Below are 26,928 nucleotides of genomic sequence, written 5' to 3' on the forward strand. Positions count from 1 at the left end.
GCTCCCTAGGGTCTCCGCCCAAGAGCGCGTCGAGCGCCAACCGTGGCAAGGACGCCCGCGCCGCAGAGGATCGCCCCCGCGGCGCCGAAGGCGACCGCATAGCCCCGCGAGTCAACCAGAAAGCCTCCGAGCGCCGCGCCCAGGGTGATGGCCAGCTGGATCACCGCCACCATCAGGCCGCCGCCCGCTTCGGCGTCGTCCGGCAGCGTCTTGCTCACCCAGGTCCACCAGGCCACGGGCGCGGCGGTGCTGATCAGGCCCCATACAGCCAGGAGGCCCGCAGCGGCGAGCGGCGAGGCGCCGAACGCGATCAGGGAGAAGGCCATCAGCGCCAGCAGGAACGAAGGGGCCGCCAACAGCACGTGCAGCCGCCGTCGCAAAAGAAGACCCATCACCCAGGTTCCCGCGACGCCGGCCAGGCCCATGGCCAGCAGGATTAGCGACAGGCTCGCGACATCGACTCGTGTCACGGTCTCGAGAAAGGGGCGCGTATAGGTGAAGAGCGCGAACTGCCCCGCGAAAAGCACGGTCACGGAGGCCATGCCGATGGGAACGCCGGGGCGACGCAGCACCCGAAAGACGCCGCCCGAGGTCTTGGGAGCTATCGGTGGCAGGCGTGGCAGGGTCAGAGCCTGCCCGGCGAGCGTCAGCAGGCCCAACGGCACGACGCAGAGGAACGCCCCGCGCCAGCCTATGTACTGGCCCAAGAAGCTCCCCAGGGGCGCGGCGATCGTGGTTGCCAGGGCGTTGCCGCCGTTCAGCAGGCCGAGCGCGCGCGGCACGTCATGCGAGGGAACCAGCCTCATCACGGTGGCGGCCGACATCGACCAGAAGCCGCCGATGACGACGCCGATCAGCGCTCGCCCGGCCATGAAAACCCCGGCGTTGGGGGCTAGAGCCACCATTAAGCCGGACACGATCATCACCCCGGTCAGGGCCAACAGCACGGCCTTGCGATCCAGGCGGCGTGTTGTCGTCGAGATGCAGAGGCTGGTGATCACCGCGAAAAAGCCCGAGACGGCGATGGCCTGACCAGCGCGGCCTTCGGATACCTGCAGATCTGTCGCGATCGGGGTCAGCAGGCTGACCGGCATGAACTCGGACGCGATCAGCGTACCGACACACAGGCTCAAGGCGCCAACGGCCGCCCAATTGGCGGTCGCGCGCTTCGGAGCGCTCGTATTCGCCGTCGTGATTGAACTGGTCATGACTTCCACCGCTCGGCTTCCGGGCCGTCGTCCGTGGCGTCACATAGCGTTTGAGGTCAGCGCGTATCAGCCAAGGCGCATGCGATGGCGCGTTGCGGAAAATTCAACGATCCGTGGGGCGGCTAGCCGAGGGGGCGGAGCTCTCGCACCAGATCGATGAAAAGGCGGAGCGCGGCCGGCACCTGTCGACGCGACGAGTAGTAGATATGGAATCCGGGGCCGACGGGCGCCCAATCCTGGAGCACCGCTTGCAGCGCGCCGTCGGCTAGGGCGTCGCGCACGGCCGGCTCGGCGACGTAGAAGAGGCCCGCGCCCTGCCGCACGGCCGCGAGGCCCACCTCGATCTGATCAACGATCAAGGCGCCGGGGGCGTTGATCTCAGCGCGTTCTTCGCCTCGCTCGAACTCCCAGCGGTAGATGCTGTCGTCACCGATCCGGATACGGACGCACTGGTGCGCCAAGAGATCCTCGGGGCTCTGCGGAACGCCATGCCGCTCGAAATAGTCTGAGGATCCCACCACGAGCCAGCGAACGTCCGGCGAGACGCGTTGCGCGACCATGTCCTCAGGAACCGTACCGCCGTACCGGATGCCGGCGTCGAAGCCGCTGTCGATGACGTCGATCATGCGGTTGCTGACCGAGATCTCGATCTCGACATCGGGATAGCGCTTGAGGAACTCGGCCATGACCGGGCCGACCAGATAGATGGCGGCCTCCGTGGGGATGTTGATACGGACCCGCCCCATCGGCGCATCGCGGAAGCGGTTGATCACATCCAGGCCTTGGGCGATCTCGTCGAACGGCGCCTGGATCGCCTGCTGCAGCGCTTCGCCGGCGGCGGTCAAGGTGACGCTTCGGCTTGTCCGATTGAGCAGCCGCACGCCCAGGCGCTCTTCCAGGCCGCGCAGCGCATGGCTCAGCGCCGACGCGCTGATCCCTAACTCCACGCCCGCCTTGCGGAAGCTGCGCCGCCGCGCGATCTCCAGGAAGGCCGAGAGGTCGGCGAGGTCCGATCGGCGAAACTGCATGTTCGCGGGTCTCCAGATCTTTCGCTCTTGTAGCTCATGATCCGCGCAGACGCAGCGCGACCAAGTCGCCCGCGTCACGAGCGCCTAGGCGCCGGCGTCCTCGAAAACCTTGCGGGCGATGGGCAACGCTGTGTTGGCGACCGGCCAGCCGCCGTAGAACGCCAGGTGCGTGATCGTCTCGATGATCTCGTCCTTGGTGACGCCATTGTCGAGCGCCCGCTTCAGGTGGAACGGAAGCTCGTTGTGGCGATACAGGGAGATCAGGCTGGCGATGGTCACCAGGCTGCGGTCGCGCGGCGAGAGATTGGGGCGTTTCCAGACATCGCCGAACAGAACCGCGTCGGTGTAGTCGGCGAGCGCTGGCGCGATATCGCCGAAAGCCTGGCGAGCGGGGGAGGGCGTTTGGGCCATGGCGAGGCCTCCTGAGTTGACCACCAGGGCGACGGCGGCGGTGTTGGCGAGAAATGACCGGCGATCTCCTGAAGGTGTCGAGATCACGTTGCGCGGCCGGCGAGATACTGCTCGTCCGTAACCGGCTCCATCCATTCGACCGACTTGCCATCCAACGCCTCGGTGACGGCGATGTGGCTCATGGGCAGGGTCGTGGTCGCACCGTGCCAGTGACGGCGTTTGCACGGACACCAGATGGTATCGCCGGCCCTGATCTCCTCAATCGGGCCCCCTTCGCACTGCGTCCAGCCGACACCCGAGGTGACGATCAAGGTCTGTCCCAGCGGATGGGCGTGCCAGTGCGTGCGCGCACCAGGCGCGAAGCTGACATGGGCTGTCGTCACACGCGATGGAGCGGGCGCCTGATGCAAGGCGTCTATGCGCACATCGCCTGTGAAGGCGCTGGCGGGCCCCTGCTGTGTGGGGATCGACCCATTGCGCTGGATCGTCGGTTCGGCATTGTCGGACATGCGCGCTCCTGCGGTGCGACCGTCTGATGGCGGCGAGCCTATTCTGCGGCCGCTCGAAGCCATCCGCGACACGCGCTGAATTCACTGGATGCGTGAATTCCACTCAACGAAGCCGAAGTGGCGCTATGGCAAGGCTGAGCCGCGCTCATCGCGCTGTTAAAGGACGGACCTCTTATGCCGTGGGACGGCGCCCTCCACCTTGGCTCGGTCGGGTCGCGTCATGCGACCAAGCCCAAGGAGCCGCAATGCTATCGCGCCAGTCCTTTGTCCGAAGCGCCGCCTTATCGGTCCTGGCCCTCATATCATTGCCCGCCCTGGCCCAGGCCGGGGGCGCCCGCCAAGCCAACAGGAAACCGCCCATGCCGACCAGCGACTGGGACAAGACCTTCCCCAAGAGCGCCGCCGTCGATCACCGCAAGGTGACGTTCAAGAACCGCTATGGCCTGACCCTCGTCGGCGATCTCTACACGCCCAAGGCCGCCCCGGCGGGCCGCTTGGCGGCGCTTGTGGTCAGCGGTCCCTTTGGAGCCGTCAAGGAGCAGTCGTCGGGCCTCTACGCCCAGACCATGGCCGAGCGCGGCTTCGTGACCCTGGCGTTCGATCCGTCGTTCACTGGGGAAAGTAGCGGCGAGCCGCGCGATGTCGCCTCGCCGGACATCAACACCGAGGACTTCAGCGCCGCCGTCGATTTCATCGGCCTGCTGCCGAACGTCGATCGCGAGCGGATCGGCATGATCGGCATCTGCGGCTGGGGCGGCATGGCGCTGAACGCCGTCGCGGTCGACAAGCGCGTGAAGGCCGTCGTCGCCAGCACCATGTACGACATGACCCGCGTGATGTCGAAGGGCTACAACGACAGCCTCACGCCCGCGCAGCGGACCCAGATGCTAGAGCAACTGAGCCGCCAGCGCTGGATCGATGCCGAGAAAGGCGAGCCGGCCTACCAGCCGCCCTATAACGCCGAGTTGCGCGGCGGCGAGCCTCAGTTCGTGGTCGACTATCACGACTACTACGCCACGCCGCGTGGCTATCATCCGCGGGCGGTCAACTCGAAGAACGCCTGGACGGTGACGACGCCGCTGTCGTTCATGAACATGCCGATCCTGACCTACATCGCCGAGATCTCACCGCGCCCGATCCTGTTTATCCACGGCGAGAAGGCGCACTCCCGCTACTTCGCCGAGACCGCCTACGCCGCTGCGGCCGAACCCAAGGAACTGATGATCATCCCCGGCGCCGTTCACACCGATCTCTATGATCGCGTGGACATCATCCCCTTCGACAAGATGGAGGGCTTCTTCAGGCAAGCGCTTGGCTGAGTTGGGGCTGGAATAGACGTCCACCAGCACGCTCGCACGGCCTCAATGGCGAACGCTGCTGGCTCCCGCATAGTGTTGCGCGCCAGGCCCATCTCTCGCGCGATCGTCTTCACGCCCTTGCCCCGCGCGAAGTGCTCGCGCCGGATCTTCGCCACCGTCTCCAATACCAACATCCCCGTCTCGATCCGCGACTACACAAGCCGCCGATCTGGCCATCAAAGCCTCAAGGACAGGGGGTCATTTTTGGACGCCGATATCCCCGAGAAGGGGGGCACTTTTGCAAGCCGAAACACACGTCGGTTTTCTGCAAGTGGGCCAATATCCGCACTTGGCGCGAAACGGTCTCCGCTTCCTTGAACAGACTAGCCAGCTTGGACGACGCCGAACGCGGTAGGCAGTTATCGCCTTGGTTGCAGAAAATTCCAACTTGGGCGCCGAATCTCTCGGCCGTCAGCTGGTCTAGCTTGGCTTGGGCCTCACCGGGCGACATCGTCCCGACGTTCGCGGTGCGTGGGTCTCGCGCCTGGGCATAGGCTTGGGCGATCTTGGCAAAACGAGCCGAGATTGGTTCTAAATCCGCTAGATGGCGGCAGGTCTTTCACGCCCAGCGAGATCATAAACTCGACGCGAGGCTTGCTGCTTTTGGCCCGGAAATACGGCCGCAGATCCGCCGGGATCACGCGACGGAAGTAGCAAGTGGAACCGACCTGCGAAAGCTTGCTTGGCACGGTGAAATCACCTGTTACGTTTGTAACGAGCGACCGTGAAAAGCCTTTTGTTTTCAGGGTCTTGTAGTCACTTCAGTGACTTAAGACGGGGTGGCGGAGAGGGTGGGATTCGAACCCACGGTGCCCTTCCAGGCACGCCGCATTTCGAGTGCGGTACATTCGACCACTCTGCCACCTCTCCACAGGTGTAATTTCGGGAGCTTTTAGGGGCGCCCGAGGTCGAGGGCGCGATAACTAGCGGCGTCGCCGTCGGGACGCAACCCCCTCTTTCCGGCTTTTTTCGCCTCAGGCTTTCGGTCGTAAAATCATCTGGGTGCAGCGGAAAAGGGCGATGGTCTTGCCCGTGGCTTCGTGGGTCACGACGGCGTCCCAGACCTGGGTGTTGCGGCCGCCATGGATCAGTTTGGCGTCGACCGCCACGCCGCCCTCCCGGGCCGTGCCGAGGAAGTTCGACTTCAGCTCGATGGTCGTGAAGCTGGTCCCGTCTTCGGGCAACGAGGTCATGCAGCCATAGCCACAGGCTGAGTCGGCCAGGGCGATGACGCTGGCCGCGTGCAGGAAGCCGTTGGGGGCCATGTGCCGCTTATCGACGTCGAAGCGGCCCTTCACGTGGCCATGCGACGCCTCCAGCCATTGCAGGCCTAGAAGGTCGGGCAGGCTGCCCGCCTGGGCGGCGGTCAGGGCGGCGCTGAAATCCTCGGCCATGGGCGAACTCCGCTAGGGTCGTGCAGACCCTATGCGTCCACGGCGAGGCGCAAGTCAATTGCGAAAGAAAACTAACTTCTAGAGCTTGGCGAGGTCGACCGGGGCGAAGCGGCCGCCCGATCCCAGGTCCGGCGGCAGGCGTCCGGCCCGCACGGCTACGCGGAGGGCTGGGCCCGCGACCGTCGACTCCGGCAGGAGGGCGTCGGCGGTGGTGCGCATGGCGATGAAGTTCAGCCGGTCGACTGTGTCGTTCAACTGGATGTTGGAGGTCTTCTGCTGGGTCACGGTCGACTCGCAGGGCAGGGCCGCGCAGGCGCCAGGCATGACGCGGGTCTGGGGCGGCAGGCTGAGGATCTTGCGGGCGTCATCGAAGGCCTTACCCGCATCGGCGCCGGGCACGTCGCAGCGGCCTGAGCCTTCCGAGGGCGCCAGTAAGACGTCGCCGGTGAAGATGGCGTCGGCGACGCGGTAGGCCACCGCGCCCGGCAGACGGCCTTCCAGCGCCAGGGCGGTGATCTTAAGGCCGCCCATCGGCAGAGACTCGCCGTGCTTGGCCAGCTTGTCGAAATCCCAGCCTTCGAGGTCGACGCCTTCCTCGCCCAGCGCGGGGGCCAGGCGCTTCAGGCTTTCGACGGCGCGCGCGCCGATGCAGATCGAGGCGCCGGTCTCGTACTTCACATGGCCGGCCGCCGACAGGTGGCCGGTATGCATGCCCGTCTCGAGAATCCAGGTCGGACCCAGGTCGCGCGCGCGGATGTCGGCGATGATCTTGTCCACGAAACCCGTCTCGACGGCCTCGGTTTCGGGATCGAAATCCAGGACGGGATCGACGATGGCGCAGAGGAATGTCGCGGGGTCGATGATAAGATAGGTCACCGTCCCGGTGGCGGGATGGCGATAAGCGATGATTTCCGGCTGCATTCCGTAAGCCCTAGCCCCGAGGCGGACACCTTGACCGCCAAGCCGTTAAACATCAGCGAACGGCAACCCTTGAAAAAGCGTATCCGAGACGGCGGAGACGCTTTCGAGAACGGACAAATACTGGCGCTTGGGGCAGGAGGACCCAAATTGGGTCTTAGCGCGACGTCGCGTCGCAGGGGTGGGCGCCGTCTCGCATGCCCTGGACCCAGAGGGGTTCGACATAGCGGCCGCCGGCGCGGAAGCCGGGCGCGCAGCCTTCGGGGGTGTCATCGGCCCTGCCCGAAAGCCCGGTCATCACCGACAGGGCGACTGACTGTTGCGAGCCGCCGCGCATACGGCCGTAGCCGTATCCGCCGTAACCGTAGCCGCCGCCATAGTAGGGGTCGGCGTAGAAGCCACCGTGCTTGCCGAAGTCGGTCTGCGAGACGGCGACGCCGACCGTGGTGTTCTCGCCCACCGGGAACAGGGCCGAGGCGTAGGCGCTGCGATAGCCGCCCGTGCCCACCGAAACGCCCATTGACCCGTGGACCTTGCGCTTGCCGTTCTCGTCGCGATCCGCCGGCAGCAGGCCGCGCTGGCCATCGTCATAGCGCGAGGTGCTGGTCTCGCTGAGAAACGCCGCGATCTGCTCCTGGGTCGTCAGCGGCCTTGATGTCGTGGGCGTGGCTGGAGTCGCCGACGCCATCGCTTTCAGCGCCTCTGGGCTGGGCTTGGCCTGGGCGGTGGCGATCACCTCGTCATCGCCGGTCGGCGCGGCGAAAGCCGGCGCGGCGACGGAGAGGCTGACAGCGATGACCGCGATAAAACGCCGCATGGCGAAGCTCCAGAATGACACGCTACGACACTAGAGCGCCAAGCCAGCGCAATTAGGGCGTTTTTGTTGCGTTGACGCAAGCTTAGGCCCGGGGGGGCCTCAAAGCGCCTCGAGGTCCTTCTGGAGCGCCGCCATGTCCGCTGGGAGCGGAGTTTCAAAACGCAGGGTCTCGCCCGTGATCGGATGGACGAACCCCAGGACCGCCGCATGCAGCGCCTGACGCCTCAAGTCCGCAGCCTGGATCGCCTCGCGGACCGCCGTCGCCGGTTGGCCCGCGCCGTAGACGGGATCACCCAGGCAAGGACTGCCCTTGCTGGCCATGTGGACGCGGATTTGGTGGGTGCGGCCGGTCTCAAGCCGGCAGGCGACGCGGGCGGCCAGGGGCTTGTCCTGCGGGCCGAACGCGGCCTCGACGCGGTAGTGGGTGATGGCCTCCCGCCCGCCGGAGCGCAGCACCGCCATCTTCTTGCGATCGCCGGGCGAGCGGCCCAGCTGCGTGGCGATTGTCCCCGAGGGCGGCGAAGGCGCGCCTCGGGTCAGGGCGATGTAGAGCCGGTCGATGTCGTGGGTGGCGAACAGGGCCGACAGCCCCTTGTGCGCGGCGTCGCTTTTGGCCGCGACCATGACGCCCGAAGTGTCCTTGTCCAAGCGATGGACGATGCCGGGCCGCGCCACGCCGCCGACGCCCGACAGGCTATCGCCGCAGTGATGCAGCAGGGCGTTGACCAGGGTGCCGGTCAGGCTGCCCGGCGCGGGGTGCGCGGCCATGCCGGCGGGCTTGTCGACCACGATCAGGTGCGCGTCCTCGTAGAGAACGCTCAGCGCGATGGCCTCCGGCTCGGGATCGGCGGGGATCGGCGGGGGCACGAGCAAGACGTAGGTCCCCGCCTTGGCCTTGCGGGACGCATCCGTGACCGGCTGGCCGTCCAGCGCCAGGCGGCCTTCGGCGATCAGCGCCTGCAGCCGCGCACGCGACAGGTCCGGGAACAGCGGCGCGAGCGCCTTGTCCAGTCGCTGGCCGGCGAGCTCCGGCGGCAGGACGGCCGTCAGCGCCTCGCCATCCTCCTCGGATGTCGCCTCGTCGAGGGCGTCGTCGTCCAGCCTGCCTTCCGCGTGGGTCACTGGGGTTTCATTGCTCCTTCACAGGTCTGTCGCACCGACGACACGCACCATGCCTACGGGCCAGATCGAGTTTTGCATCAGGGGGATAGTCGATGCGCGCATTCCGCACCACCACGCTGTTGACCGCTAGCCTCTTGGCCCTGGTCGCCGCCGCGCCGGCCTTCGCCGCCGACGCACCTACGGCGCCGGCCGCCGAGGATCAGGATACGCGCTTGGGCGAGGTCGTCATCACGGCCCAGAAGCGCGCCCAGGACCCGGTCGAGGTGCCCATGGCGATCACGGCCTATTCGGGCAAGTTCCTTGAGGCGATCGGCGTCAAGGCGTTCGACGAGCTGTCGGCCTTCACGCCCGGCTTCCTGGTCCAGAACCAGTCGAACAACAACTCCGGCTTCGTGATGCGCGGCATCACCTCCGACTCCGGTTCGGCCACCGACGAGACGCGGGTCTCGATCTACCAGGACGGCGTGCCGATCTCGCGCTCGCGCGGCTCGTACGTCGAGCTGTTCGACATGGAGCGGGTCGAGATCGCCAAGGGCCCGCAGTCGACCCTGTTCGGGCGCGGCGCGCTGATCGGGGCGGTGAACCTCGTCCAGAACAAGGCCAATCCAGGTAAGAACGACTGGCTGCTGAAGGCCGAGGGCGGCACAAACGGCTATTTCGTCGGCGAGGGCATGGTCAACTTCGCGTTCGGCGACGGCAGCGCCCTGCGCATCGCCGCCCGCGCGCGGCAGAACGACGGCTATGTCGACGACGCGGCCGGCGGCGACGCCTACAACTCGACCAACACCAAGGCCGTGCGCGCGGCCTATCACCTGGAGCCCGGTCCGCTGACTCTGGACCTGATCGGCAACTACCAGGAAGATTCCACCAGCGGCACCTCGTTCAAGAGCCACACCTTCAACCCGACCAACCCGGTGACCGGCGCGGTGCTGGGCGACACTGGCGTCTCGTCGGGCGCCACCTTGGCGCCGGGCGCGGGCTTCGAGGGCGGTACGCCGCTGGGCCTGGAACGCAAGGTTTACGGTGTCACGCTGCTGGCCGAGTACAAGATCAGCGACAGCCTGACCCTGTCGTCGATCACCGCCAGCCGCGCCTTCCATTCGGTCGAAGTGTTCGATCCGGACGGCTCGTCGCTGCCGATCCTGACCTTCGCCGAGGACGCGCAAGGCCGCCAGCAAAGCCAGGAACTGCGCCTGCGTTATGATGACGGCGGCCGCTTCACCGGTTTCGTCGGCGCCAACTACTTCCACGAGACGGGCTCCTGGCGCATTCCTGGCCAGTATGACGAGCGTCTGGTGCTGGCCCTGCTGGCCGGCAATACGCCGCTAGGCATCAGCCGCCCGAACCCGCAGCCGCTGGCCGTGCTGACCAACCCCGCCTATCTGGCGCAGGTTCTGCAGCTAGGCTTTGGCATACCGGCGTCGATCGCGCCGGGCATCGTCTCGAACCTAAAGCCCGTGCATCGCGAGGAATTCGCCAACTATAGCGAGAACACCGCCTACGACGTCTATGCCGACGGCACGTTCAAGCTGACCGACAAGCTCGAGATCACCGCCGGTCTTCGCTACACCAGCGAGGATCGCTGGGCCGCCTATCGCTCGAACGTCCAGAACGGCCGCTCGATCCTGGGCATCCTGCTGGCCGCGCCGACGGCGACCAATCTGTTCCTGGCCGCCCAGCCGAACGCGGTGAACAACCCGCTGCTGCCGACCGTGGGCCTGATCACCCAGCCCACCAGCAACAATGGCGACACCTATTCGAAGTCGATCGACGACAGCGGCCTGACCTGGCGGCTGGTCGGCCGTTACGAGCCGGCCGACAACCTCAGCCTTTACGCCTCCTATGCTCGCGGTCGTCGCCCCGATGTAATCTCGACCAGCGGGCCCTCGACGCCGCTGGGCGCGGCGCGCTTCAACGTGGTCGCCTCCGAGACGGTCGATAGCTACGAGGCCGGCGCCAAGGGCAAGGTCCTGGATGGTCGCCTGTACCTGTCGGGCGCGGTCTTCCGCTACGACTACGACAACTTCGCCACAAGCTTCCGGCAAGGCGCGCAGGTCGTGACTCTGAACGCCGGCAAGGCCAGGGCCTACGGCTTCGAGGGCGAAGCCCGACTGCAGGCCGGCGACTACTGGACCCTGTTTGGAACCTACGCCTACAACCACGCCCGCCTGAAGACGGGCCTGCGCGACGGCAACCGCTTCCGTCTGTCGCCTGACCAGACATTCTCGGTCGGGGCCGCGTTCAGCCGAGAGGCCCTGGGCGGCAAGCTGACCTTTACGCCCACCTACACCTGGCGCTCGAAGATGTTCTTCGACGACGACAACGACCGCAGCGACCTGCAGTCGTCAGGCCTGTTCCCCGACAGCAAGGTCGACGAATTCCAGAAGGCCTATGGCCTGCTGAACCTCCGCGTTGGCTTCGGCGCTGTCGACGACCGCTGGAAGGTCGAGGCCTTCGTCGAGAACCTCGGCGATGTCAGCTATTTGAAGGACGCGGGCAACACTGGCGACAGCTTCGGCATCCCGACCTTCATCGCCGGCAAGCCGCGCTTCATGGGCGTGGGCGTCACGTTCCGTCACTAGGTCCCAAACGGCCGATCTCCCCGGCGAATGCCGGGGCCCAGATGGGAAAACTCCGAGGTGGGCTCCAGGAGCGCGGCGCGTTTCCAGCCCACCTGGCTTCTAGGGATCTGGGTCCCGGCATTCGCCGGGAAGGTCGGATTTTAAGGCTGCTCGACAGCATCCTCTTTCCGTTGTCTCGTTCCGCTTATCTGGGGGAGAGCGCATCATGACCATCGACCGCCGCAAGGTGTTGGGCCTTCTTGGTCTCTCGGGCGCCGCCGCCGGCGAAGCCGCCGCCGCCACCGTCAAAGGCCTGCACGAGGGGCCTGTCCGCTTCGAGCACGGGGTCGCCTCGGGCGATCCGCTCCAGGACCGCGTGATCCTTTGGACGCGCGTCACCGCGCCGGGCGCCAAGCTGCCGGTGGGGGTGCGCTGGGACGTGGCCACCGATCCGGACTTCAAGGCCATCATCCGCCAGGGCCACGCCACCACCGACGCCGGCCGCGACCATACGGTCAAGATCGACGTCACGGGCCTGAAGCCGGGGAGCGAGTATCACTACCGTTTCCGCGCCAGCCGCGCGGGCGAGGCGGCGGGTGAGGCCGTGATGGGGCGCACCCGCACCCTGCCGGCCGGTCCCACCAAGGATGTCGTCCTGGCGGTGGCCTCGTGTAGCCTCTATCCGAACGGCTACTTCAACGCCTACGACGCCATCGCCAAGCTGCCGCGCGTCGACGCCGTGTTGCACCTGGGCGACTATATCTATGAGTACGGCGCCGCAGCCGGCGACTACGGCATGAACGCGCCGACGGCCAAGGCGCGCAGTCCGCTGCCGCCGCACGAGATTGTCACCCTCGCCGACTACCGCCAGCGCCACGCTCAGTACAAGTCCGACCCGATGCTGCAGGCGGCCCACGCCCGCGCACCCTGGATCGTGGTCTGGGACGATCACGAGACCGCCAACGACAGCTGGATCGGCGGGGCCGAGAACCACCAGGCCAGCGAAGGCGATTGGGCCACGCGCAAGGCCGCCGCGCTCAAGGCCTATTATGAGTGGATGCCGATCCGCGAGGCCGCGCCCGGGACCTTGCCGGAAGCCGCGTGGCGGGGCTTCCAGTTCGGCGACGTGGCGACGTTGCTGATGACCGAGACCCGGCTGACGGGACGCACCGAGGCTCTGGACTATGGGACCGACATGCCCGTCGTCGACGGTAAGCCCGATGTCGCGGGCTTCGTCGCCAAGTGGAAGGATCCTTCGCGCCGCATGATGGGCGCGGACCAGGAGCGGTGGCTGGCTGGCCAGGTCCAGACCTCGGTCAAGGCGGGCGTGGCCTGGCAGGTGCTGGGCAATCAGGTGGTCATGGCGCGGGTCAGTCCGCCGAACCTGAAGACCACCATGGGCGACGAGAAGTTCGCCGCGATGTTCGCCCAGCTGCCCGACTACGCCAAGGAGCCGGTGGCCCGGTCGGTGACGATGTCGGCGTATGACATTCCTTCGAACCTCGATGCGTGGGACGGCTATCCGGCTGATCGGCAGCGGGTCTATGACATCTTCAGCGCCGCCAAGGCTCGGCCGATCGTGCTGGCTGGCGACAGCCACATGTTCTGGGCCAACGAGTTGTGGAACGACGCGGGCGACAGGCGCGTGGCGGCCGAGTTCGGCGCGACCTCGATCACCTCGCCGGGCTATGGCGACATCCTGCCGGGCGCCCCGATTGGCGAGGCCTTCGTCCAGCGCAACAAGGAAGTCCGCTACAGCCACGCCAGCGCCAAGGGCTTCGTGCTGCTGACCTTGGAACACGGCAAGGTCACCGGCGAGCTGATGATGGTCTCGACGATCCTGGACCACAAGTACGAGACCAGCGTGCTCAAGCGTTTCGTGGTTACCCCGGCGACGGACGGCGGGGTGGAGGCGTTGAAGGAGGGGTAGGGGGCTAATTGCCCCCACCTTGACCGCAGACCTTCTTCCCCCTCCGGGGGAGGAGGGCCGAAGGCCCGGAGGGAGCAAGTCACCGCCGCTCCAGCGCCAACCTCAGTCCGAACGCCACGAACACGCCGCCGGTCACCCGGTCCAGCCACCGGACCACGACCGGCACGCGTAGCAGCCCCGCGATCGGCACGGTCGCGGCGATCAAGGCCGCGAACCACAGCAGGCCCTCGACCACGTGGATCGAGGTTAGCAGCAGGCCAAAGCGGGCCGGATCGACGTCCGCCGGCATGAACTGCGGCAGGAATGAAACGTAGAAGACCCCGACCTTGGGGTTGAGCAGATTGGTCAGCAGGCCCCGACGCAAGGCGGCCAGCGGCCCGGCGTCGACAGGCTTCATCTCGCCGGGCTCGAAGCGATCGCGGGGTTTCAGGATCATCTTGATCCCGGTCCAGGCCAGGTAAGCCGCGCCGATCCATTTCAGCGCGGTGTAGGCCATCTCCGAAGCCGTCAGCAGCGCGCCCACCCCGAACGAGGCCGCCGCGCCCCAGACCAGACACCCCAGGCCGATGCCGATCGCCGCTCCGGCCGCGCGGCGCGGGCCCTCGGCGGCGGCCGTGCGGATGACGAGCGCGGTGTCCAGGCCCGGCGTCAGGGTCAGAAGGCCCGCCGCCAGGGCGAAGGCGACGAGGGCTTCAGTCGTGGTCATGCAGGGGGACGTCCCGCTCGACCAGCTTGCCGTCCTCCAGCACGCGGTAGAAGCACGAGCGGAAGCCGACGTGGCAGGCGCCGCCGTCGCCGCGCGGACGCACCTTCAAGAGCACCGCGTCCTGGTCGCAGTCGACGCGCAGTTCGACGACGTCCTGCAGCTGGCCGCTGGTCTCGCCCTTCTTCCAGAGTTCGTTGCGCGAGCGGCTGAAATAGTGGGCGATGCTGGTCTCGACGGTGAGCTTCAAGGCTTCGTCGTTCATCCAGGCCAACATCAGGATTTCGCCGGTGTCGGCGTGCTGGGCCACCGCCACGACCAGGCCGTCGGCGTTGAAGCGCGGCGCGAGATCGGCGCCGCGTTCCAGGGCGTGCTTGTCGGGGGCGTGCGGAAACAGGGGCGTGCTCATGGGCCGACATATGGCGCAGGACTAGAGGGCGCGCTAGCGTCCCGGCGCTTGCGGGGAGCCGGATGAACCTGAAGGATCGCATCAAGAGTGGGGTGGCGGCCCTGGACGTCTGGGCCAGGCCCTGGGCGCGGCGTTCGCGCCGGCGCGGCTACGCCTACGAGTTCCTGCTGTTCGGGCTCAAGCAGGCCTGGGCGTGCCTGTTCGGCGGCCTGATGTTGGCGCTACTGGTCGGCACCAAGCTGTTCTGGCCCGAGCACGCGCCACTGGCCCGCTACGATTTCCTCGTGATCGCCTCGGTCGCCATCCAGGGCCTGCTGCTGGCGTTGAAGCTGGAGCGGTGGGATGAGGCGCTGGTTATCTTCATCTTTCACGTCGTCGGCACGGTCATGGAGCTGTTCAAGACCGCTCAGGGCTCATGGATCTATCCCGAGCCCAGCCTGCTGCGGATCGGCGGCGTACCACTGTTCACCGGCTTCATGTACGCCTGCGTCGGCAGCTACATCGCCCGGATCTGGCGGCTCTTCGACGTCACCTTCGTGCGCTATCCGCCCTTATGGACCACCCACGTCCTGGCCGTGCTGATCTACGTGAACTTCTTCACGCACCACTACGTGACCGACATCCGCCTGGGCCTGTTCGCCCTGTCGGCGCTGCTGTTCGGCAGGACCTGGTTCCTGTTCACGCCGGACGAGACGCCGCGCCGCATGCCCATGCTGATGGGCGCGCTCCTGGTGTCGCTGTTCATCTGGTTCGCCGAGAACCTTGGCACCTTCGCCGGCGCCTGGATCTATCCCAGCCAGGCGGCGGGCTGGCGCATGGTGCCGATCGAGAAGATGGGGGCCTGGTATCTGCTGATGTTGATCAGCTTCGTGCTGGTGACCCTGGTTCACCGGCCGGTGGAGGCCCGCGTCGCGGGTATCCGCGAGAGAGCTCGGGCGGCGGCTTAGCTAGATCCTGATCCTCCCCCGCGATGCGGGGGAGGTGTCGGCGGAGCCGACGGAGGGGGCAAGCTGGAGGTCGGCCGCGATGGCCCCCTCCGGCCCTCTGGGCCACCTCCCCTGTACTACGGGGGGGAGCTTTCACCTACTTCCGCGTCACCAGGTCCATGAAGCGCTGCTGCAGGACCTTGTCGGTCTTGAACACGCCGCGGAACTGGGTGGTGATGGTCGAGACGTCGTGGTGATGGACGCCGCGGGTCGACATGCATTGATGCTCGGCGTCGATCAGCACGGCGACGCCGGCGGCCGAGAGGTGGTCCTCGATGGCGTCGGCGATCTGCATGGTCATCGTCTCCTGGGTCTGGAGACGCTTGGCGAAAATCTCGACCAGGCGCGCCAGCTTGGACAGGCCCACGACCTTGCCGGTCGGCATGTAGGCGACCCAGGCCTTGCCCAGGAACGGCGCCATGTGGTGCTCGCAGTGGCTCTGCACGTCGATGCCGCGCAGCATGACCATGTCGTCATAGCCCTGCACGTCCTCGAAGGTGCGCGACAGCTCCTTGGCCGGATCGCCGCTGTAGCCGGCAAACCATTCTTCAAAGGCGTCGACCACGCGCTTGGGCGTGTCGAGCAGGCCCTCGCGCTCCGGATTGTCGCCGGCCCAGGCCAGCAGGGTCCGGACGGCGGCCATGGCTTCCTCGCGGGAAGGGCGCTCGGCGGGTTCAAGATCAAGATCGCTGCCGATCAGGGTTCGCTCGCGGGCAAGTGCGTCCATGTCAGGGGGGTCTTTCCACGGGCTGAGTTGCGCCAGGACGCCGGTCGTCCTGGAATGACGCGTGCCACCCGTTTCACAGCTACGGTCGATGCGTCGCGATGGACGTATCGTTGGGCGTGGCCCAATCCGTATCCGAAGGATATATGGAGCCGGCTCCGCCTCGGAGCAACCTCTCCTTACGTCATAGCACTGCGACCCAATGACCCTGAAGATCCACGACACCCTGGCGCGCGAGAAGCGCGACTTCGTCCCCGCCGATCCCAAGCGGGTGACGATGTATGTCTGCGGACCCACGGTCTACAACTACGCCCACATCGGCAATTTCCGGCCGGTGGTGGTGTTCGACGTGCTCTATCGCGTGCTGCGCCACCTCTATGGCGAGGACGCGGTGGTCTACGCCCGCAACGTCACGGACGTCGACGACAAGATCAACAAGAAGGCCGCCGACGAGGGCGTGCCGATCAGCGTGATCACCGAACGCTACCTGGCGGCCTATCACGAGGACGCCGACGCCCTGGGCGCGCTGCGCCCGGACCTCGAGCCCAAGGCCACCGAGCACATCGACGCCATCCTCGAGATGATCGGCCAACTGGTCGACAACGGCAGCGCCTACGCCGCCGAGGGCCATGTGCTGTTCGACACCCAGAGCTTCGCCGACTACGGCCAGCTGTCTGGCCGGCCGCTGGACGAGATGATCGCCGGCGCCCGCGTCGAGGTCGCGCCCTATAAGCGCCACCCGGCCGACTTCGTGCTTTGGAAGCCTTCGAAGGAAAACGAGCCCGAGTGGGAAAGCCCCTGGGGCGCGGGCCGTCCGGGCTGGCACATCGAGTGCTCGGCCATGATCGACAAGGCGCTGGGCAAGACGATCGACATCCACGCCGGCGGCATCGACCTGACCTTCCCGCACCACGAGAACGAGGTCGCCCAGAGCCGCTGCGCCCACAAGACCGCCGTGCTGGCCAACTACTGGATGCACAACGGCTTCCTCGACATGGGCGGGGAAAAAATGTCCAAGAGCCTGGGCAATGTGATCATCCCGCACGAACTCTTGAAGTCGGTTCCGGGCGAGGTGATCCGCTGGGCGCTGCTGTCGGCCCACTACCGCCAGCCGCTGGACTGGACGCCGGAGCTGCTGGAGCAGAGCAAGAAGTCGCTGGACCGCCTGTACGGCGCCCTGCGCCGCGCCAAGGACGTGCCGATGGACCAGGCCATGGAGGCTCCGGCCGAAGTGATCTCCGCCCTGATGGACGACCTCAACACGCCGCTGGCGACCTCGGCGTTCTTCGAGGTGTCGAGCCTGATCGAAAAGGCCGTGACGGCCGGCGACACCGTAGCCATCGCCGCCAACAAGGCCCGTCTGCTCGAAGCCGGCGCTCTGCTGGGCTTCCTGCAGGCCGATCCGGATATCTGGTTCGAAGGCGACGCCTCCGACGAGCTGAAGGCCAAGGTCGAGGACCTGCTTGCCCAGCGCGTCGCCGCACGCGCCGCCAAGGACTGGGCCGCCGCCGACGCCATCCGCGCCGAACTGGACGCCCTGGGCGTGGTGGTCATGGACGGTCCGTCGGGCGCGACCTGGCGGATGAAGGACTAAGCGCCATGACGTTCGAGAAGCAGGTCGTCCTGGTCTCCGGCGCAGGCCGGGGGCTAGGCGCGGCCATTGCCCGGGCCTTTGTCGAGAACGGCGCCCAGGTGGTGGTCAACTATCGCCGCAGCGAGGCCCAGGCCAAGGCGCTGGTCGCCGAGCTTGGCCAGCGCGCCGTCGCCATCCAGGCTGACGTCTCCGATCCGCTGCAGGCGCGACGCCTGGTCAATGACGCCGCAGAGGCGTTCGGCCATCACGTCACCACGGTGGTCAACAACGCCCTGGGCGATTTCAGCTTCAACGGCGACGCGCGCGAGAAAATCCAGACCATCGGCTGGGACGACTTCCTGGGGCAGATGGATGTCGCCCTGCGCGGGTCGCTGAACCTGATCCAGGCCGCCGCTCCGGCGATGGAAGCTGCGGGCTTTGGCCGGATCATCAATATCGGCACCAACCTCTTCCAGAACCCGGTGGTGCCCTATCATGACTATACTGCGGCCAAGGCGGCGCTGCTGTCGCTGACCCGCACCGCGGCGGGAGACCTTGGTCCCAGCGGGATCACCGTCAACATGGTCTCCGGCGGCCTGCTGCGCGTCACCGACGCCAGCGCCGCGACGCCCGACGCGATTTTCGACCTGATCGCCCAGAGCACGCCCCTGCGCCGTGTCACCACCCCGGCCGAGTTCGCCGACGCGGTCTTGTTCTTCGCCTCCCCCTGGAGCCGCGCCGTCACCGGTCAGAACCTGGTGGTGGATGGCGGCTTGGTCAGAGATTAGGAGGGCCCCATGCAGCGCGCCGTCGAACATCGCATCGGAGTCCAGGCTCCCGCCGAGATCGTCTGGGAGGTCGTCTCCGAATTCGAGAGCTGGACGCACTGGAACCCGCTTTACCGCCGCGCGGAGGGCGAGTTGAAGATCGGTACGGCTCTCGTTGTGGAGCAGCATCTGCCCGGCGAGGCGCCGCGCGTGATCCAGCCGATCGTTCAGGACTGGGTGCCTTACGAGCAGCTTCACTGGCGCTCGACACGGATCGGCGGCTTCGTCACGGCGATCCGCTATCTCGAGATCGAGAACATGGGCCCGTCCAGTTCGACCTTCTCCAATGGTGAGCTGTTCATGGGCCTACTGGTGCGCTGGGTCAGCCGCGAGGAGCGCCGCAAGCTGAAGTCCGCCTTCACCGCCATGGGCGAGGCCGTCCGCGACCGCGCCGAGGCCCTCTGGTCCGAGCGCGGCGGCTCTCCCATCTAAGGCGCGCGATGATCGACGACCTCTACAGCGCCAAGATCCTTAACCTCGTGGCCAATATGCCGCGCGCCGGACGCTTGCCCGCGCCCGACGCCAGCAGCGAGAAGGTCGCCAAGCTGTGCGGCAGCAAGATCACCGTCGACGTGGTGGTCGAGGGCGGCAAGGTCGTTGACTTCGCTCAGGACGTCACCGCCTGCGCGCTGGGCCAGGCGGCCGCCGCGATCCTGGGTCAGAACGTCATCGGCGCCGATCTTTCGGACATCGAGTTGGCGCGTGACTCGCTAGCGGCTATGCTGAAGGGGAACGGTTCGCCTCCCGCGGGCCGATTTGCGGAGCTCGCCGTGCTAGAGCCGGTCAAGGACTATCCCGCTCGTCACGCCTCGACACTTCTGGCGTTCGAGGCGACGGTCGAGGCTATCCGCCAGGCCACAGGCGCCGTCGAAAAGCGAACTAGCACCGCCGGCGCGGTTTGATCGCCCCGAATCGGGGGTTAGAACTCCATTAGACTAACAGTCGCGCGCTGGCATGAGCCTCTACGAACGCACCGTCGATTTGGGCCTTAGGGCTTATAAGTTGACGCTCTCGCCTCTCATCGGGCGTCAGTGCCGTTTTACGCCGAGCTGTTCGGAGTATACGGCCACCGCCCTCAAGGATCATGGCCCGTTCAAAGGGTCTTGGCTGGGCGTGCGACGGATTTGCCGATGCAATCCGTTAGGTGGATCAGGTTATGACCCGCCGCCGCCGCGCCAGCCACGTAAAGTGGATAAGTGAAGAATGATTGATCTGGTTTTCCCTGACGGCTCGTCGCGACAGTATCCGGACGGCTCGACGGGGCGCGACGTCGCCGCCGCCATCTCCAAGTCTTTGGAAAAGAAGGCCCTGCTGATCAAGCTGGACGGCCAGGTGCTGGACCTCGACCGTCCGCTGACGCCTGACCTGCTGGCTGGTGAGCGCAAGTTCGAGATCCTGACGCGCGAGGCGCCCGAGGCCCTCGACACGATCCGTCACGACACGGCCCACGTGCTGGCCGAGGCCGTCCAGGAGCTGTTCCCCGGCACCCAGGTGACGATCGGCCCGAACGTCGAGGACGGCTTCTATTACGACTTCGCCCGCGACGAGCCGTTCAGCCTGGACGATCTGGAAAAGATCGAAAAGCGCATGAAGGAGATCGTCGACCGCGACGAGAAGATCACGCGCGAGGTCTGGGATCGCAACGAAGCGATCGCCCACTTCGACGGGATCGGCGAGCAGTACAAGGCGCAGATCATTCGTGATCTGCCCGCGACGGACACCATCACGGTCTATCGCCAGGGGAACTGGAAGGACCTGTGCCGGGGGCCGCACCTGCCCTCGACCAAGCACGTCGGCAAGGCCTTCAAGCTGACCAAGCTGGCGGGCGCCTACTGGCGCGGCGACCAGAACAACGCCCAGCTGCAGCGCATCTACGGCACGGCCTGGGCGTCGGAAGCCGATCTCGAAGCCCATCTGAAGCGCGTCGAGGAAGCTGAGAAGCGCGATCACCGCAAGCTGGGCAAGACGATGGACCTCTTCCACATCCAGGAAGAGGGCAAGGGCATGGTGTTCTGGCACCCGAAGGGCTGGGCGCTTTATCGCGTGCTTGAGGACTACATGCGCCGTCGCCTCGACGCGGCCGGCTACAAGGAAGTGAAGACCCCGCAGATCCTGGATCGCAGCCTGTGGGAAAAGTCGGGCCACGCCGAGAAGTTCGGCCACGCCATGTTCATGTGCGAAAGCGCTGAGGGCGAGGTCCTGGCGGTCAAGCCGATGAACTGCCCCGGCCACATCCAGATCTTCAATGTCGGCCAGAAGTCCTATCGCGAGCTGCCGCTGCGCATGGCCGAGTTCGGCGCCTGCCACCGCTACGAGCCCTCGGGCGCCATGCATGGCATCATGCGGGTGCGCGCCTTCACCCAGGACGACGCCCACATCTTCTGCCGCGAAGAGCAGGTGACGGAGGAGAGCGCGCGATTCATCGAGCTGCTGCGCTCGGTCTATAACGACCTGGGCATGACGCTGGCGGACACCAAGTTCTCGACGCGTCCCGAGCTGCGCGCCGGTACGGACCAGGTCTGGGACAAGGCCGAAGCCGCCCTGGCCGCCGCCGCAGAGGCGGCGGGTGAGACCTTGACACTGCAGCCGGGCGAGGGCGCCTTCTATGGCCCGAAGCTAGAGTTCTCGCTGAAAGACGCCATCGGCCGCGTCTGGCAGTGCGGCACTTTGCAACTTGATTTCGTTTTGCCGGAACGATTAGACGCCGAGTACGTTTCGGAGGACGGTTCAAAGAAGCGTCCTGTTATGCTTCACCGTGCAATTCTGGGGTCTTTCGAACGTTTCATCGGCATTCTGTTGGAGAACTTTGCGGGCGCATTGCCCGTATGGCTTGCACCGACTCAGGTCGTTGTGGCCACCATCACCTCCGACGCCGATGACTATGCTCGCGAGGTCGTGGGGGCCTTGACGAAACTAGGTATGCGCGCGGAGCTGGACCTGCGAAATGAGAAGATCAACTATAAGATTCGCGAGCATAGCCTCGCCAAGGTGCCAGTGATCGCGGTGGTCGGACGTAAGGAAGCGGAGACGAGGCAGCTAGCCCTGCGCCGCCTGGGCGGCGAAGGACAGAGCGTGCTGTCGCTCGAAGACGCTCTCGCCGTTCTGACCGTTGACGCTACCCCGCCCGACGTGGCGCGCGCGCGCGCCGCCAAGGCCGTTCCGGAGGCGGTGACCGCCTGATGAACAGCATTCTCCCGTCCGTTTCGACCCTGACCGCCGGTGCTCGCCCGGCTAGACCGCACGTGTCGGTGGTCATGGTCGTTTACCGGACGGGAGATGCGCTGGACGAGAGCATCAAGCATGTTCTGGCCGAGCCTTTGGTCGATGAGTTCGTGATTGTCGACAACGGCTCGTGTCCGAACGAGCGGGATATGCTGCGCTCCTTGGCCCTGACCGAACCGCGCGTGATCCTCAAGCAGGGTCACGGCAATATCGGTTTTGCCCGCGGCGCCAACCTGGGCGCTCAGACGTCAGGGGGCGAGCACATTGTTTTCCTCAATCCCGACGCCAATCTGCAGCCGGGTTGCGTGGCCGCCCTGGTCACGGCCTTCAAGGGTCAGCCGACCCCGACCATCGTCGGGGCGCGTGTCCTCAATGTCGATGGCTCCGAGCAGCGCGGCGGTCGTCGCGGCGAGGTCACGCCGATCAGCACGGTGCTGAGCTTTGGCCAGCTGACGCGCCGCTACAGCAAGCTGGCGGCGTTCGAGATTCATCGCGAGAACGAGCCGCTGCCGCGCGCGCCCGTCCCGATGCCGACCATTTCTGGCGCCTGCTTCGCCATGCGCCGCCGGGATTTCGAAGCCCTGAGGGGCTTTGACGAGGGCTATTTCCTGCACGTGGAGGATATCGACCTGTGCTGGCGCGCGCGCCGCGCTGGCGGCCAGGTGCTGTTCCAGCCCCAGGCCCGGGTTGTACACCTTGGCCACACCAGCCTGGAGCACCCGGTCAAGGTGGAGTTCCACAAGGGCGTGGGCCTGACCCGCTACTTCATCAAGCGCGCCGACAGCCTGCAGCTGTTTGCGGCCGCCGTCCTGCTGGCCCCCGCGATCATGCTGATGAGCGTGTTCCGCCCGCTGCTGTGGAAGATGACCGGCCGGCCGATTTAGGGGCGATAGAGGTCCGCGTCCGGATCGCGTCCGCCCCGCACCTCGGTCGCGACGATCTGCGAAGCAATGACCGAATAGGTTATGCCGTTGCCGCCGAAGCCCATCACGGCCCAGGTATGGTCCATGGCCTCGACCGGCCCGATGTTGGGCAGGCCGGTGGCGCTGGACCCGAACGCTCCGGCCCAGCCGTAGTCCATCTCGAAGCCGACGCCCGGTATCAGCGCCTCTAACTTGGCGGCCAAGGTGGAGCACTTTCGTTTGAGCTTTTCGCGGTCCTGAAGGGCGTCGGCGGAGTCCTCGTCCTCGCCCCCGACGATGAGCCGTCCATCGCCGGTCATGCGCAGGTAGAGGTAGGGGTCCGAGGCCTCCCAGACCAGCATGTCGCGGAGCCATGCCGGACAAGGCTGGCGTGGCTTGGAGGCCATGGCCCAGGTCGAGAGGATGCGCGCGCCTGGCGTGGGAACGGCCTTGGGAAACTCGTAGCCGCAGCAGAACACGACTGATCGAGCCCGGACGGCGTGGCCGGCGTCGGTCAGCAGCGTCACCCCGTCCGGATCGCTGGCGGCCTGGGTCACCTCCACCGGTGACAGGATCCGCGCCCCGCGCGCGTGGGCCCGTCGCAAGAGGCCCGCCGCCAGCCGCGCGGGGTCGCTGCTCGCCGAGCCGGTGGAAACGATGGCCCCTGTCCGCTCGATCCCGAAACGGTCTCGAAGCTCGGCCGGACCAAGGTAGCGGCTGTCGAGGCCGATCGCCGCCCGCGCCTCGGCCTCGGCTTCCAAGGCGCGATGGCCGTGGTCGTCGCCGGCCAGATAGAGCGAGGACTTCGTCTTGAACTGGCACGAAATGCGCTCCCGCGCGACCAGCTGGGCCAGATCGTCGACCGCGCGTCTCGATCGAATGTAGGCTCGCCTGGCCTTGGCCGCCCCGATCTGCTTGGCCAGGGTGGTCAGCGGCAGGTCGATCTCCCATTGCAGCAGGGCGGTCGAGGCCATGGTCGATCCCGTCAGGGGCGGACGCCGATCGAGGACGGCGACGGAGTGATCCTGGGAGAGCTCATGGGCCATCAGCGCGCCGCTGATTCCCGCGCCGACGATCGCGATATCGACGCTCAGCGAGCGTGTCAGAGGCCGCACCGGCACGCCGAGACCGGGGCTGTCGGTCCAAAGCGGTCGGCCGGTTCTGAGGTCTCGGGTCTTCGTCGCGCCGGTCATGGGAACTCCGCCTTGGCGAAGCTTAGCTCCTCAAGCGCCCGATCGGTTCCGCGCGATGTGCGATGCGGGCGCTCGAAAGATGCTCGCCGCGCTTTTCCGCCTAGATCGGCGCGATCGTCTCGAACCGCAGTCCGTCCGGTCCCTCGATCGAGATCGGCGCCTGTAGGTTCCGCGCGGGGAGCATCGCCCGATAGCGTTCGTACATCGCCTTGACGTCGCGGCCGGGCTTGGCCGTCAGGCAGAGGTCGTATTCGCCCTCGCGTCCCCAGGGCTTGCGCTGCGAGCGCGCGATGTCACGGTCGGCCTTCACCGCGGCGGCCACCTTGTCCGCCAGAGGCCGGTCGATACCCATGCCGTAGCTGCCGAACTTGATCGTCACGTCGCAGCGCGCCGCAGGAGCGGGCGCGGCCGCGCAGGCGGCGAGGGCCAGGATCGGCAGCAGGGCGGCGAGGCGGAGCATCATGCGGGGAACCCTCCGGCGCGAGCCAGGGACGAGGCGGGCGCCTTGCCGAGGCGCTCGCTGATCTCGCGGCCGATAGCGATCAGGGCCGCCAGGTCATAGCCGGTCTCGAAGCCCGCCCGTTCCAGCATGTAGACGAGGTCTTCGGTCCCGATGTTGCCCGTGGCGTTGGGCGCGAACGGACAGCCGCCTAGGCCGCCGACCGAGGCGTCCAGCACATCCACCCCCGCCTCGACGCTGGCGAAGGCGTTGGCCAGGCCTGTGTTGCGGGTGTCGTGGAAATGCAGGCGCAGGCGCGCGTCCGGCGCGGCGGCGCGGACGGCCTCGATGCGCTTGCGTACGGTCCAGGGATCGGCCACGCCGATGGTGTCGGCGATGGCGATCTCCGGCACGCCCAGGGCGGCGGCCTCGCGGGCGATGGCGACGATCTGGTCCTGGCTGACCTCGCCGTCGAACGGACAGCCGAAAGCGACCGAGATGGTGGCGGTGATCGGCGGGCCGCCGTCGATCGCCTGCCGCTCGGCGATGGCGGCCAGGGTGTCTAGCTGCTGGGACACCGTGGCGCCCTGGTTGCGGACGCCAAAGCCGTCCGAGGCGCAGACCACGACATTGGCCTCGTCGCAACCCGTCGAGACGCAGCGCTCCCAGCCGCGCAGGTTCAGCACAAGACCGATGCGCGAACGGTTGGGATTGAGCGGCAGGGCAGCCATGATGTCCTCGGCGCCCGCCATCTGCGGCACGCGCGCGGGGTTGACGAACGAGACCACCTCGGTGCGCCGCGCGCCGGCGGCTTCCAGCTTGGCGATCAGGTCCAGCTTCTCGGCGACCGACAGCGAGAGCTTTTCGTTTTGCAGGCCGTCGCGCGGCCCGACCTCAACGATCTGGATGAAGCGGCTCATCGCTGCGGCTCCTTGGCGGGTTCGTTGGGGCGGGTTCGTTGAGGGCGGGTTCATTGGGCTCCATGGCATCCTCGGCGGGCGCCAGGGGCTCGCCCCGATAGATGGTGAGCCGCTCTTGATCGCCGTCGGAATAGTTCAAGCCCTCGACGGTGGTGACCGGACGCGGGGCCAGGCCCAGCTGGCCCATGGCGGCGCGGAACGGCTTTTCCTCGCGGTCCTCGACAATGGCGGGGCGGCCTTCGGCGATGGCGTTGGCCGCACCTTCGCCGTCGGTTAGCTGGGTGGTCGTGCCCAGCTGGAAGATCAGGCTGGGCTCGGCGTAGCCGGTCACGGCCACGGGGCCCGGCGCGCCGGAGCGGGGCGAGAGCCTGGCCTGGTCCAGCGCCTGGGCCAGGTCGCGCGACAGGAACAGCGGCTCCAGGCGCGGGATCAGGCCGGCGGTCAGGGCGATATGGGCGCTGATCCCAAGGGAGCCGGCCACGAAAAGCGCCCGCGCCGCATGGCGGCGAACCACCAGGACCGCGCCGGCGATCCCCGCCGCCAGGGCGAAGCCGGCCGCGACGATGGTCCAGCCCAGGTCGTTGGTGGTTCCGAATTCTTTCTGGCCATAGATGGCGACGGCGGCCAGCAGCGCGCCCATCAGCACCGACAGACCCCCGCCCAGCCACCGGACGAGCCGGCCCAGCGGCTCGCGCAACGCCGCAGCCATCAGCATCGCCAGGGCGCCATAGGCGGGCAGGGCGTAGTGGACCAGCTTGGTGGGCAAGAGCTCGAACATCAGCCAGGTGGGAACCAGCCAGCAGACGGCGAAGCGGACGCCGGGATCCTTGCGACGGGTCCAGGCCACGACGAGGCCGGCGGGCAGCAGGATGGTGGCCGGGAACGACAGCAGCGGCGAGAGCAGGGCGTGATAGCCGAATGGTCCGGCGTGACCCTCCTGGCCCCCGACCATCTTCGGCGCCAGGTCCGCGCCGACCGCCGCGCCCCAGAATGCGCCGTCAGTGGCTACGGTGATCATCATCGCCCACGGCAGCACGACGGCGGCGAACAGGATCAGGCCCCAGGTCCAGCCCAGGTCCTTCAGCCACCGCACCTTGCGGTCCCAGATGGTTAGGGCCGCCAGGGCCATGAATACGGTCAGCATGCCGACCGGACCCTTGATTAGGGCGGCCAAGGACAGGCCCAGCCAGAAGGCGAATTTGGTTAGCTTGCCGGCCGACTCGCCCCTCAGCTGGGCGGCGTAGATCCGCGCCAGGGCGGCCATCGCCAGCGTGGTCGTTCCGCAAAGCGCCGCGTCGGTCTTGGCGATGAAGGCTTCCGAGGACAGCAGGAAGGTCGCGCCCAGGATGGATCCCGCGATCAGGCCTGCGCGCGGGCCCAGCAGCGCTGCTGCGCCCCAGGCGCACGCCGCCGCCGCCAGCATCGCGCCCAGCAGCGAGGGGATGCGATAGGCCCAGATGCGACGTTCCTCGGCGTCGGAGAGGGTCTTGACGCTGACCGCCTGCAGCCAGTGGATGCCGACCGGCTTCTTGAAGCGTGGCTGGTCCTGGAACTTGATGACGACGTAGTCGCCGGTCTCCAACATCTGCGAGGTGGCCTGGGCGAAGCGCGACTCGTCACGGTCCAGCGGCGGCATGGCGAAGAGGCCCGGAAGGCCGGCGATCAAGGCCACCAGGGCGGCGAACAGGGGGCCGCGCCATCCTTGGCTCAGCGCATCCAGGCGAGATTCAAGCGTCATGGCGTGTCGTTTAGCACGATCTTTCCCGAAACGACT

General features: G+C 66.9%; 26 protein-coding genes and 1 tRNA gene. 11 read left to right on the forward strand and 16 right to left on the reverse strand.

Features of this window, described 5'->3' with window-relative positions:
* Positions 1 to 5: 5 nt before the first annotated feature.
* The 4 genes from CSW59_RS15380 to CSW59_RS15395 form a co-directional block, all read right to left on the reverse strand.
* Positions 6 to 1,208 carry an MFS transporter gene (locus CSW59_RS15380; protein WP_099445268.1) on the reverse strand — a complete coding sequence of 401 codons (1,203 nt, stop codon included), beginning with the start codon at positions 1,206 to 1,208 and terminating at the stop codon, positions 6 to 8.
* A 122-nt stretch (positions 1,209 to 1,330) separates the two neighbouring features.
* Positions 1,331 to 2,236 carry a LysR family transcriptional regulator gene (locus CSW59_RS15385; RefSeq protein ID WP_099444864.1) on the reverse strand — a complete coding sequence of 302 codons (906 nt, stop codon included), beginning with the start codon at positions 2,234 to 2,236 and terminating at the stop codon, positions 1,331 to 1,333.
* An 84-nt stretch (positions 2,237 to 2,320) separates the two neighbouring features.
* Positions 2,321 to 2,647, reverse strand: coding sequence for a carboxymuconolactone decarboxylase family protein (locus CSW59_RS15390; protein ID WP_099444865.1), 327 nt, complete (start codon positions 2,645 to 2,647; stop codon positions 2,321 to 2,323).
* A gap of 83 nt (positions 2,648 to 2,730) precedes the next feature.
* Positions 2,731 to 3,156 (reverse strand): cupin domain-containing protein, encoded by a 426-nt coding sequence (locus CSW59_RS15395; RefSeq protein WP_099444866.1) that lies wholly within the window; start codon positions 3,154 to 3,156, stop codon positions 2,731 to 2,733.
* A 359-nt stretch (positions 3,157 to 3,515) separates the two neighbouring features.
* On the opposite strand from CSW59_RS15395, the gene CSW59_RS15400 reads away from it, so the two are divergent.
* Positions 3,516 to 4,475, forward strand: a complete 960-nt coding sequence (locus tag CSW59_RS15400) for an alpha/beta hydrolase (RefSeq protein WP_236632240.1) — start codon at positions 3,516 to 3,518, stop codon at positions 4,473 to 4,475.
* A gap of 819 nt (positions 4,476 to 5,294) precedes the next feature.
* Here CSW59_RS15400 and CSW59_RS15410 read toward each other — a convergent pair.
* From CSW59_RS15410 to CSW59_RS15430, 5 genes are all read right to left on the reverse strand, one after another.
* Positions 5,295 to 5,384: transfer RNA gene (locus CSW59_RS15410), tRNA-Ser, on the reverse strand.
* Between the two features lie 104 nt (positions 5,385 to 5,488).
* Positions 5,489 to 5,908 carry a PaaI family thioesterase gene (locus CSW59_RS15415; protein ID WP_099444869.1) on the reverse strand — a complete coding sequence of 140 codons (420 nt, stop codon included), beginning with the start codon at positions 5,906 to 5,908 and terminating at the stop codon, positions 5,489 to 5,491.
* Positions 5,909 to 5,986: 78 nt separating this feature from the next.
* Complete coding sequence (locus tag CSW59_RS15420; RefSeq protein ID WP_099444870.1) at positions 5,987 to 6,829, reverse strand: MBL fold metallo-hydrolase; 843 nt, start codon at positions 6,827 to 6,829, stop codon at positions 5,987 to 5,989.
* A 154-nt stretch (positions 6,830 to 6,983) separates the two neighbouring features.
* Positions 6,984 to 7,643: a hypothetical protein gene (locus CSW59_RS15425; protein WP_099444871.1), complete on the reverse strand. Its 660-nt coding sequence runs from the start codon at positions 7,641 to 7,643 to the stop codon at positions 6,984 to 6,986.
* A 99-nt stretch (positions 7,644 to 7,742) separates the two neighbouring features.
* Entirely contained in the window at positions 7,743 to 8,765 is a 1,023-nt protein-coding gene (locus CSW59_RS15430; RefSeq protein ID WP_099444872.1) for an RluA family pseudouridine synthase, read from the reverse strand.
* A 92-nt stretch (positions 8,766 to 8,857) separates the two neighbouring features.
* Here CSW59_RS15430 and CSW59_RS15435 point away from each other — a divergent pair, with 92 nt between their 5' ends.
* On the forward strand, positions 8,858 to 11,347 hold the full coding sequence (locus CSW59_RS15435) for a TonB-dependent receptor (RefSeq protein WP_099444873.1): 2,490 nt from the start codon (positions 8,858 to 8,860) through the stop codon (positions 11,345 to 11,347).
* A gap of 205 nt (positions 11,348 to 11,552) precedes the next feature.
* Entirely contained in the window at positions 11,553 to 13,256 is a 1,704-nt protein-coding gene (locus tag CSW59_RS15440; RefSeq protein WP_099444874.1) for an alkaline phosphatase, read from the forward strand.
* A gap of 79 nt (positions 13,257 to 13,335) precedes the next feature.
* On the opposite strand, the gene CSW59_RS15445 is transcribed toward CSW59_RS15440, so the two are convergent.
* Both CSW59_RS15445 and hisI read right to left on the reverse strand, forming a co-directional pair.
* Positions 13,336 to 13,962 carry a LysE family translocator gene (locus tag CSW59_RS15445; RefSeq protein WP_099444875.1) on the reverse strand — a complete coding sequence of 209 codons (627 nt, stop codon included), beginning with the start codon at positions 13,960 to 13,962 and terminating at the stop codon, positions 13,336 to 13,338.
* The gene (hisI, locus tag CSW59_RS15450) at positions 13,949 to 14,368 is read right to left on the reverse strand and encodes a phosphoribosyl-AMP cyclohydrolase (RefSeq protein WP_099444876.1); all 420 of its coding nucleotides are present in this window, start codon (positions 14,366 to 14,368) and stop codon (positions 13,949 to 13,951) included. Before hisI ends, CSW59_RS15445 begins: the two co-directional genes overlap by 14 nt.
* Before the next feature lie 62 nt (positions 14,369 to 14,430).
* Here hisI and CSW59_RS15455 point away from each other — a divergent pair, with 62 nt between their 5' ends.
* A complete protein-coding gene (locus CSW59_RS15455) occupies positions 14,431 to 15,315 on the forward strand; it encodes a DUF817 domain-containing protein (RefSeq protein WP_099444877.1) in 885 nt (294 codons plus the stop codon).
* A gap of 136 nt (positions 15,316 to 15,451) precedes the next feature.
* On the opposite strand, the gene folE is transcribed toward CSW59_RS15455, so the two are convergent.
* Positions 15,452 to 16,081, reverse strand: a complete 630-nt coding sequence (folE, locus tag CSW59_RS15460; protein ID WP_099444878.1) for a GTP cyclohydrolase I FolE — start codon at positions 16,079 to 16,081, stop codon at positions 15,452 to 15,454.
* 199 nt (positions 16,082 to 16,280) lie between these two features.
* On the opposite strand from folE, the gene cysS reads away from it, so the two are divergent.
* The 7 genes from cysS to CSW59_RS15495 are packed head-to-tail and all read left to right on the forward strand — an operon-like array spanning position 16,281 to position 22,584.
* Complete coding sequence (gene cysS / locus CSW59_RS15465; protein WP_099444879.1) at positions 16,281 to 17,672, forward strand: cysteine--tRNA ligase; 1,392 nt, start codon at positions 16,281 to 16,283, stop codon at positions 17,670 to 17,672.
* Between the two features lie 5 nt (positions 17,673 to 17,677).
* Complete coding sequence (locus CSW59_RS15470) at positions 17,678 to 18,439, forward strand: 3-oxoacyl-ACP reductase (RefSeq protein WP_099444880.1); 762 nt, start codon at positions 17,678 to 17,680, stop codon at positions 18,437 to 18,439.
* 9 nt (positions 18,440 to 18,448) lie between these two features.
* Positions 18,449 to 18,910, forward strand: coding sequence for an SRPBCC domain-containing protein (locus tag CSW59_RS15475; protein WP_099444881.1), 462 nt, complete (start codon positions 18,449 to 18,451; stop codon positions 18,908 to 18,910).
* 8 nt (positions 18,911 to 18,918) lie between these two features.
* Positions 18,919 to 19,380 carry an iron-sulfur cluster assembly scaffold protein gene (locus CSW59_RS15480; protein ID WP_099444882.1) on the forward strand — a complete coding sequence of 154 codons (462 nt, stop codon included), beginning with the start codon at positions 18,919 to 18,921 and terminating at the stop codon, positions 19,378 to 19,380.
* A gap of 52 nt (positions 19,381 to 19,432) precedes the next feature.
* Positions 19,433 to 19,678 carry a membrane protein insertion efficiency factor YidD gene (gene yidD / locus CSW59_RS15485; protein WP_099444883.1) on the forward strand — a complete coding sequence of 82 codons (246 nt, stop codon included), beginning with the start codon at positions 19,433 to 19,435 and terminating at the stop codon, positions 19,676 to 19,678.
* A 3-nt stretch (positions 19,679 to 19,681) separates the two neighbouring features.
* Positions 19,682 to 21,658 (forward strand): threonine--tRNA ligase, encoded by a 1,977-nt coding sequence (gene thrS, locus CSW59_RS15490; RefSeq protein WP_099444884.1) that lies wholly within the window; start codon positions 19,682 to 19,684, stop codon positions 21,656 to 21,658.
* Positions 21,658 to 22,584 carry a glycosyltransferase family 2 protein gene (locus tag CSW59_RS15495; RefSeq protein WP_099444885.1) on the forward strand — a complete coding sequence of 309 codons (927 nt, stop codon included), beginning with the start codon at positions 21,658 to 21,660 and terminating at the stop codon, positions 22,582 to 22,584. Before thrS ends, CSW59_RS15495 begins: the two co-directional genes overlap by 1 nt.
* Here the strand turns inward: CSW59_RS15495 and CSW59_RS15500 are convergent.
* The 4 genes from CSW59_RS15500 to CSW59_RS15515 form a co-directional block, all read right to left on the reverse strand.
* The gene (locus CSW59_RS15500) at positions 22,581 to 23,795 is read right to left on the reverse strand and encodes an FAD-binding oxidoreductase (RefSeq protein WP_099444886.1); all 1,215 of its coding nucleotides are present in this window, start codon (positions 23,793 to 23,795) and stop codon (positions 22,581 to 22,583) included. The two genes, CSW59_RS15495 and CSW59_RS15500, sit on opposite strands and share 4 nt — an antisense overlap.
* Before the next feature lie 100 nt (positions 23,796 to 23,895).
* Complete coding sequence (locus CSW59_RS15505; protein WP_099445269.1) at positions 23,896 to 24,255, reverse strand: hypothetical protein; 360 nt, start codon at positions 24,253 to 24,255, stop codon at positions 23,896 to 23,898.
* Positions 24,255 to 25,154, reverse strand: a complete 900-nt coding sequence (locus CSW59_RS15510) for a hydroxymethylglutaryl-CoA lyase (protein WP_099444887.1) — start codon at positions 25,152 to 25,154, stop codon at positions 24,255 to 24,257. The genes CSW59_RS15505 and CSW59_RS15510 overlap by 1 nt, the downstream gene beginning before the upstream one ends.
* Positions 25,129 to 26,892 carry a glycosyltransferase family 39 protein gene (locus CSW59_RS15515; protein ID WP_236632241.1) on the reverse strand — a complete coding sequence of 588 codons (1,764 nt, stop codon included), beginning with the start codon at positions 26,890 to 26,892 and terminating at the stop codon, positions 25,129 to 25,131. The genes CSW59_RS15510 and CSW59_RS15515 overlap by 26 nt, the downstream gene beginning before the upstream one ends.
* Positions 26,893 to 26,928 lie beyond the last annotated feature (36 nt).

Source organism: Caulobacter sp. BP25 (genome assembly GCF_002737755.1).
Classification (GTDB): Bacteria; Pseudomonadota; Alphaproteobacteria; order Caulobacterales; family Caulobacteraceae; genus Caulobacter.